Origin of the sequence: Loigolactobacillus backii, assembly GCF_003946275.1 — a bacterium.
In the GTDB taxonomy this organism is placed as follows: domain Bacteria; phylum Bacillota; class Bacilli; order Lactobacillales; family Lactobacillaceae; genus Loigolactobacillus; species Loigolactobacillus backii.
This window is the reverse complement of the sequence record NZ_RHNQ01000081.1, coordinates 1-7,462: the sequence shown is the minus strand read 5'-3', so window position 1 is coordinate 7,462 and position 7,462 is coordinate 1. Positions and strand designations below refer to the sequence as shown.

The window sequence follows — 7,462 nt, the reverse complement described above, 5'->3', positions numbered from 1 at the left end:
AGTTGGACTTTTCCACAGCCAATTTCTCACCAGCAGAAATTCAAAAGCAAAACCAGGATTTGGTGAACCATGCTAATAACTTCTTAACTGATGAAGACAGTGGCTTACCGGTTTTCTTAGAACCAGAAGCCGTGCAATTACTTAGCTTCTGGTGCCGAACTCCGCAACAAATGCGCCGGTTTATTGGTATCATCCTGAATGCTAAATATCGAGTTGAAAAGGATCATCAAGATATTGGGGTTCTAATCCCACTGGACGATGAAGAACTTAAACCTTTGATGACTAAAGCCTTGAGACGCTACTTTAACGCCCTTAGAAGCAATGAGAACCATATCAAGAACGTGGAGAACTACTTATACGGTACTATGCAGAACCTGTTTGGCATTTGGTGGAATAAACAAGCGGCTAGAGAATATGCGGCCAAACACCCCGAAGAACAGAACACTGACAATGAGCGTTCTTGGAATTAAACGTCATATGGGCTCGTTTAAGCCGTTTTAAGTGTTACATGCATAATTATATTAAGACTGCTTTAAAATCGCTTAGAAGTAAAAATAGGTGCCTTAAGTGGCCGAATTGACGATAGCTGAGCTAGAAAACGGGATAGGAGCTTTTTAAATGACCAAACCCAGCAAAGAAATCGAAACAATTGATCAATTGTTGGCTGACCCCTGGGCAGTCAATATTCAAGACATTTGGGAACAAGCAGCCCATAATCCAGATCCTGATAAACGCAAGCTGTTTGACGCGTTACACACTTACCTCTTAGATAAACGCCAAGAGCAAATTATCAACGAAAAGCATTTTGTGATTTAACATGGACAGGTCAAATAATCAGTGACTGAAATAGAAAGGAGGCACAAAATATGGCTAAAACTCGAACATATATGGACAAGTATAAATTCACAGCTGCAGAAAACCAACGGTTTGCCCGAGCAAACTTTACCAAGTTAGTGCATACTAATGCTCGTTTTGAAGGCGTTAATACCACTTTGCCACAAACACAAACTATTATGGACGGTATGAGCGTAGCAGGAGTACCTGTTGAAGATGTTTTGACGATTGTTAATTTAAAGCGTGGGTGGCAATATATCACTGCTCAAAATTCCCCTTTAACGTTAACCATGGAAAAACAAATCAACAAGATTGTGGCAGCGGAAGACGCCTTAGTACCGGGAGAATTACGGCAAGGGAAAGGAGGAGTTGATTTAGGTAGTGAAGACTTTTTTGAACCACCTTTAATTAACGAAAAACAAGAACAATCCTTTTTACAAAAAATCTTGGCTGATCCAGGAACGACGATTACTGATAAAGCATTGACTGTCATGTATCATAATATGCGCCAACAAATCTTTTGGGACGGGAACAAAAGGACGGCGACTTTAAGTGCTAATAAAATTATGATTGACGGTGGTGCAGGCTTAATCAATGTGCCGTTAGATAAGTGGGATCAATGGAACGAACTAATTGCCAATTATTATCGAACTAATGACATGACTAAAATTAAACAGTGGACATATGATAATGGTATTCAAGGATTACAAATTCGAGCAAACAAAAAAATTAAGTGCTAATGAATTAAACCAGATGTACAAGCAACTAAAAAAAACGGATAAATTAGAACTTAAATTAGTTGAAGACGAGATTAGTAAAAGAACCCAAAACCATCTCAAAGACTTTGCTAAAAACAATCTAGAAGTTAAGCCAAAAAATAATCCTGAAAATAAAAACGATCGGCCTAGTTATTAGGTTGATCGTTTTTTAATTTATCCGGTTTATGGGCGTTAACATAGTCAGCAAATATTTTTAAAAGCTCTTCGGTTTGTTCGACCGAGAGATTATCAGCTTGAAAGTATTTTTCTAGCAAAGCCCCTTTTTGAATTAATCGGCGAGAACGGGCTTTGCGGGCTTGCCGATTTTCGTAGTATTTAGATTGCCGTAATTTAAAATCTTCTTGCTCAATTTTTTGTTTTAAACGCGCTTGTTGCTCAACTAGTTTTTCATATTGATTAGGCATAGTCATTACCACCTAACTATTATCGGTTATTTTGAGCTTGATTTAAAAAGGCGGCAACTTTTTTAGCAATCATTTTAATCTGTGGAGTAGTAAGTGTCCCATAATCCAAATTGGCTGATCTAATGATTTGCTTACCGAGATTTTGTTCAATTTTATTTTTTTCAGCTTTAATCTTTTGATTAAGCTGTTTTAATTTGGCTTCTTGTTTTTCTAAGTTACTTTGAGACATAATGATCCCTCCAATCGTATTAAAAATAATCGCCGACACTATATCATACAGAGAACGTTAAGTCAAAGTATGAAAGTTGAAATAGCGAAGCGGAAGGCATAAACTATAAGTAAATCTAGGGGAATCATCAGGACGAGTGAAACGAGGTCAATGCGCACTTACACACAACATGAAGCTGTGTTGTGTTAAACCCATTAAAACCTGTATCAGAAGTCGCTGTAAGCGACAACTAAAAGCAAACCCATTTAACCAAAATCAATTTGGTCTAACATGGTTTCAGTACTTGCTTGGTCTAAGCCTAAATAAGCTAAAGTCATCGCTTCACTTGAATGATTTAATAAGTGCATGACCAAACCAATATTGTAATTAGATTGTGTGTAAACACGATAAGCTCCAGTTTTACGCATAGTGTGCGTACCAAGATAATTGATACTTAAAAGATCGCCGACTTTGCTCATGATTTTGTAGAACTGTTTTTCTGTGATATGTCGTTCTGGGTGTTGGATGGAAGGAAAGAGCCATTCAGATTGTAACTTATGATCAAGCAGCCATTGACGATACAACAAGAGGTCTGTTTGAACCGGTTTAAGATACAGCGTATTAGGTTTACCAGTTTTTTTATCATGAATAAACGCATTTTGTTTAATGGAACCGTCCGGATTAAAGATATCGGTTTGTTTTAGGCACATGACGTCACTGACTCTTAGTAGCGTAGCTTTACCAACTTGAAAAATTGTATAGTTACGACGGCCAGCTTTAAAATTATTGAGTAACGTATCTTGAACTTCCTTGAGAATATTTGAATCTTTGATGGGTAAGACAACTTGTTGCATAGTCTTTTCTCCTTTTCTTGAGATATTAAAGCAGTTATGTTATTATTTTTGTAAGGAAAAAGTAAGGAGATGATATTGTGAGTGCAGGTAATGTAACTAAGGTTAGCTCGAAGATCACAAGTAAAAATCAGATTACAATTCCTAAAACAGTACGTGAACTGTTAAAAGTTCGGTCTACTGACACAATTGAATGGCAGATTGAACCAAATGGTAAAGTAATGATTGTTCGTAGTAAACCGGATCTATGGCAACTTGTTGATGAACAAGAAAAAAAGTTTGGAAATCTCAGTACGATAGAAGTTGATTGGGGTAAAGACGTAGAAAGCGAAGACTTTGATTAATGAAATTAAAACAAGGAGCGATTTTATGGATTAATTTAGATCCGGCTAAAGGCACTGAAACTAAGAAAAAGCGACCGTGTTTAGTTGTCAGCAACGATCACTATAATCGCTATTTTAATACGGTGCTAGTTGTGCCAATCAGTACCTCTGACAAATATCGTACCCAAGAAAAGTATGCTAAATCGCCGTTATTTATCAGGATAGATAACGGGAAAATTCACGGGACAGCGTTATTGCAACATGTCCGTGCTGTCGATCCAACAAAACGATCAGATGGCGAAGTTGTGGCCACTTTATCTCAGCAAGAAATTAGTTCGATTAGTACAAAGGTCCAACAATTTTTTTAAAAAGCAGATGTTATTTATTGATAAAAACAAAAAATAGCCCCCAATGTCTACATTATAGATATTGGGGGCTATTCTTTCAATGTTTTTGAGGGGTTATTTTGTAAGAAATGGACCCTGTAAGTTCTAATTTTCTTTCTTCAAAGCAAGATAATCAGTTGGTTCAAAACTAAAATATTGTTCTAGATTGCCATGATACTTCTCTAATTTTGCTTCCCTATTAATATCGTAAACACGATATAGCCAATATGATGAATTATCCTCTTTAGCGTATTGGCGTTCATTTTGAGAAATATAAAACGGTATATTCTCTGAATCAGTAGTTGTTTTAACTTCAATATGCTTTTCAGAACCATCGGGATTAAAGGAAAGAATGTCATACCCTAAACCATCTCCCTGAGTAACAGAGACTTGTTCAACCTTTGATTGAAGTTTCTTGTTTCCTTGAAGCTGACTCTTTTCATATTCTACAACATATCGCTCCCCCTTTAAGCCTGTTATTTTATTAGATTTTGACTGTTGATCATAATCACATTTAGTAGGTGTTTTTTTGTATTCGTTATTTTTATGTTTATTGGTAATTACTGATTTCGAAAGAATATATTTATTACTTAAATCAATATCCTTAGTATTAATAAGCTTACTTTTTAGTTCTTCTAAGCTTTGAATCATAAGCGCAAGATCATCTTCCATTTTTTGATTATCTGGAAGGTTGTTAGCATTATACTCAACACTCATAATATTGCCTAGTTCATAACCTCGTGGCAATGATGTTCTATATCGTTTTAATGGGTTAATTAAATGGATTTCCTTAGTATTAAAGGTGTTCGAGGTTAGTTTTAGATTCTTGCGCCAATAGTTTGAAACGGCTTTAATTTTAGTTTGCCCTATTTTAGTACCAAATTCATTATGATAATATGTCCATCCTTGTGCCAGACTAAGATAAACCTTAGACATATCCTCAGCAAAAAGATATGCAATATCGATACCCTCAGTTGCTGAAGTTGATATATCAGTATCGAATAAAACAATCCACGGAATAATTGCCCATCGTCCATTCCCTACAGAAGACTTAATATCATAATTAAAATGAAAACCTGTCCGCTTTATATATGATTCTATATATCGTTTGGGTTCTGTTCTAAAATAATTAGCTAACCGATTATTTTTAAAAGATGTTTGTTTAGCATTTTGATATTGATTGAGAGTTTTACTTATTATGGTTTTTAAGTCATCCATAGCTTTTCTCCTTATAAATTACCCTGATGGAAATGGTGGGAATTAAAAGTCGTCTTTATTAATCTCATAAATTGGAAATTGATTGATGGTTTTTATACCAACCTTATATTTAATTATTAGTTTAGCCAATTGTTCACCGTCAATAACTTTTATATGTAGACGTTTAGCGGATATTAAAGCATCTTGAGTGTAGGATGAAGTAGTTATAAAGACACCACTATTACTATTTCCTGCACTTCTTTCCTGAAGTGCTCCACTAAAACTTTGGATGGTTCTAGAACCTACAGAATTTGATTTAGCGTATCTTTTAACCTGGATGTATATATTTTGTAGCCCTAATGCATCTTGTTGGATAACTCCATCAATTCCACCGTCTCTAGTTGCTTGCGTAGTTATTGCCTGACCATCAGTTCCACAATACCCCATCACTTATTAATTCTAGACCCTAAACAAACATCTTTTGTAAAAAGCCTTTTTTCTGTTCTTTCAACAAATCTAACTTACGTTGTTGAAGAGTGATGGTTTGGTCAAGTTGTTTGAAAAATGAACCCACTTTAGCTTGCTCGTCTTTGTTTTTTGGCAAAGTTATCAGTAAGTCTTTAACAATTGAGCCGGATAAATTCCCTTGGCCACCTTGTAGATAAGTTGAGATGATGGTTTCTTTTTGTTTTTTTAGCCACTGAACAATCATGTAAGGATCGTCACCTTTAGTTGGACGGATAGCTAGTATAGCTTGGTTAATTGCCCCGTTAATTCTTGAAATACTCGTTTCACCACTGGTTGCGCCATATAGAGCATAAAGAATATCACCGATCCCTACCATCTTTGCTGACGAGTTATTTAACCCAGCATCTGTGATAAAAAGCTCTGTTGAATCTGATGAGATTTCACCCGAACGGATAAACGGAATTTCACCGCCATAGTATTCAGCTTTCCCTGCGGTCGGAGTTCCACCAGAAAAAGAGTCTGTGATAGCACCCAACTTACGCTGTTCCCAATCGTCAGCAAACCCTGCAAATCGCGATTCAGGAACTTTTGCGCCATTTTTTGGAAACATTTTTTGCAAGTAGCCTTTTTTCTGTTCCTTAAGCAAATCTAACTTACGCTGATGAAGAGCGATAGTGTCGTCTATACTTTGGAAAAATGCCCCTATTTTTTGTTGTTCTGAAAGTTTGGACGGTACATGAATTTCAATATTTGATAAATCACTTGAATTAATCGCTGGATAACTAGTCCCTGTACTTCTATCTAAAACATGTTGAACAAATTGCTTGTTTTGAACACTATTTAATAAAAAATAGCTATCAATGTTAGGACGCATTTGAGCATAACCAGTTGAGAAAACATAGTTATCATAAGGCAAATCATATAAATAGTTATTCATTTGATATGGGCGAACCGTCTGATAAAACACATCGCCTTTTTGTGCAAGACGCTGTGCCCTTGAAGGTGCTTGATCTTTAGATTCAGTTCTATGCGAGATCATTTCAGTCCCTACAACGCTTTCTAAGTCTACATACTCAAATTCATCTGGAAGAACTGTTTTAGGATTAAATTGAGCTATATCTTTTAACTTACGCTCTTCCCATTCATCCGTGAATCCTTTAAATCGCAATTCTGGGACTTTCTTTTTAACTGAATCATCTATTTTCGCCATAGTCCCCACCATTTTCTTGGTTTTTCTTGTTCTTCTATCCTTTTTTGAACTTTGATTTGTTCCTGCAAATTTTCCAACTTCTCTTTAAGAGCGTTCACTTCATCTTTATATTGATTGTCTAAGTGTTTGAATTCTGTTTCCTGTGAGGGCATTTTGAGAACTTTTAATCTGTCGTTTTCTGCTTTGTATTCTTCGAGCAGTTGTTTGTCCTGTAAGGCCAATCTTTGTTGCTGATCTAGTAACTTATGTAACTCTTTCTTTTCAGATTGAATTTCTGATACTAAATTTCGAAGAAATTTCACTTCATCTTGTCCATCAACCGCATCTTTTTTATTGTCGTCAACATCATCTTTTTGTTGACGGTATCTTGTTGACGAATTGTTTGAGAACATTGCTTTAATAGCTTTTTGCCCATCAACATCAACGTAAACAGTATTGCCTTTTGTTGATGTAAATTGACGTAAATCGATTGACGCATCTCTTTTTATCTTTTGCCATATAGCCTGCTTTGAAACGCCCAATTCATCAGCAAGTTCTCTAATTGTTTTAGGCATTATTTCCAAACCCCTTTCGGAGTTCAGCAAGTGCTTCTTTTCGTGCTTGATCTCTTATTTTTTTATCGTGCTCGGCCTGTTTATCAGCCAATGCTTGTTTCTCAGTAGAGCCTAAAGTTAGCCCCTTAACCTTGTCAATGGCGCGCCATTTTTCCTGTTCTGTTAATTCAGCATTATGCTGAATGTTAAAGAGTTTTTGACGTTCATCTTGAAATTGACCTTGTGAGAAGTCGTTAGCGTCTTTCTTT

11 protein-coding genes and 3 pseudogenes are annotated in these 7,462 nt (G+C 35.9%); 6 read left to right on the top strand and 8 right to left on the bottom strand.

Features of this window, described 5'->3' with window-relative positions; translation table 11 throughout:
• The 4 genes and pseudogenes from EKM61_RS10720 to EKM61_RS12105 all read left to right on the top strand — a co-directional run.
• Positions 1-470: pseudogene (locus tag EKM61_RS10720) on the top strand (replication initiator protein A); the annotation flags it as partial.
• A gap of 148 nt (positions 471-618) precedes the next feature.
• The gene (locus EKM61_RS10715; RefSeq protein WP_054712554.1) at positions 619-816 is read left to right on the top strand and encodes a hypothetical protein; all 198 of its coding nucleotides are present in this window, start codon (positions 619-621) and stop codon (positions 814-816) included.
• 50 nt (positions 817-866) lie between these two features.
• A pseudogene (locus EKM61_RS10710) lies at positions 867-1,608 on the top strand (filamentation induced by cAMP protein fic); the annotation flags it as partial.
• Positions 1,588-1,749, top strand: coding sequence for a hypothetical protein (locus EKM61_RS12105; RefSeq protein ID WP_156406657.1), 162 nt, complete (start codon positions 1,588-1,590; stop codon positions 1,747-1,749). The pseudogene EKM61_RS10710 and the gene EKM61_RS12105, both read left to right, overlap by 21 nt.
• Here the strand turns inward: EKM61_RS12105 and EKM61_RS10705 are convergent.
• From EKM61_RS10705 to EKM61_RS10695, 3 genes are all read right to left on the bottom strand, one after another.
• On the bottom strand, positions 1,739-2,017 hold the full coding sequence (locus EKM61_RS10705) for a hypothetical protein (RefSeq protein WP_068226384.1): 279 nt from the start codon (positions 2,015-2,017) through the stop codon (positions 1,739-1,741). The two genes, EKM61_RS12105 and EKM61_RS10705, sit on opposite strands and share 11 nt — an antisense overlap.
• Positions 2,018-2,036: 19 nt before the next feature.
• On the bottom strand, positions 2,037-2,246 hold the full coding sequence (locus EKM61_RS10700; RefSeq protein WP_021816943.1) for a hypothetical protein: 210 nt from the start codon (positions 2,244-2,246) through the stop codon (positions 2,037-2,039).
• 245 nt (positions 2,247-2,491) lie between these two features.
• Entirely contained in the window at positions 2,492-3,079 is a 588-nt protein-coding gene (locus EKM61_RS10695; RefSeq protein WP_068377418.1) for a site-specific integrase, read from the bottom strand.
• A 77-nt stretch (positions 3,080-3,156) separates the two neighbouring features.
• On the opposite strand from EKM61_RS10695, the gene EKM61_RS10690 reads away from it, so the two are divergent.
• Together EKM61_RS10690 and EKM61_RS10685 are read left to right on the top strand one after the other, a co-directional pair.
• Positions 3,157-3,420, top strand: coding sequence for a type II toxin-antitoxin system PrlF family antitoxin (locus EKM61_RS10690; protein WP_057878253.1), 264 nt, complete (start codon positions 3,157-3,159; stop codon positions 3,418-3,420).
• Complete coding sequence (locus tag EKM61_RS10685; RefSeq protein ID WP_024002471.1) at positions 3,420-3,767, top strand: type II toxin-antitoxin system PemK/MazF family toxin; 348 nt, start codon at positions 3,420-3,422, stop codon at positions 3,765-3,767. Before EKM61_RS10690 ends, EKM61_RS10685 begins: the two co-directional genes overlap by 1 nt.
• A 123-nt stretch (positions 3,768-3,890) precedes the next feature.
• On the opposite strand, the gene EKM61_RS10680 is transcribed toward EKM61_RS10685, so the two are convergent.
• The 5 genes and pseudogenes from EKM61_RS10680 to EKM61_RS10660 all read right to left on the bottom strand — a co-directional run.
• On the bottom strand, positions 3,891-5,003 hold the full coding sequence (locus EKM61_RS10680) for an MrcB family domain-containing protein (protein ID WP_057878254.1): 1,113 nt from the start codon (positions 5,001-5,003) through the stop codon (positions 3,891-3,893).
• Between the two features lie 42 nt (positions 5,004-5,045).
• Positions 5,046-5,429, bottom strand: coding sequence for a restriction endonuclease (locus EKM61_RS10675; protein WP_057878255.1), 384 nt, complete (start codon positions 5,427-5,429; stop codon positions 5,046-5,048).
• A gap of 19 nt (positions 5,430-5,448) precedes the next feature.
• Entirely contained in the window at positions 5,449-6,660 is a 1,212-nt protein-coding gene (locus tag EKM61_RS10670) for a restriction endonuclease subunit S (protein ID WP_068377415.1), read from the bottom strand.
• Complete coding sequence (locus tag EKM61_RS10665) at positions 6,648-7,214, bottom strand: helix-turn-helix domain-containing protein (protein ID WP_014271904.1); 567 nt, start codon at positions 7,212-7,214, stop codon at positions 6,648-6,650. Before EKM61_RS10665 ends, EKM61_RS10670 begins: the two co-directional genes overlap by 13 nt.
• Positions 7,207-7,462, bottom strand: a pseudogene (locus EKM61_RS10660) (replication initiation protein); the annotation flags it as partial. The gene EKM61_RS10665 and the pseudogene EKM61_RS10660, both read right to left, overlap by 8 nt.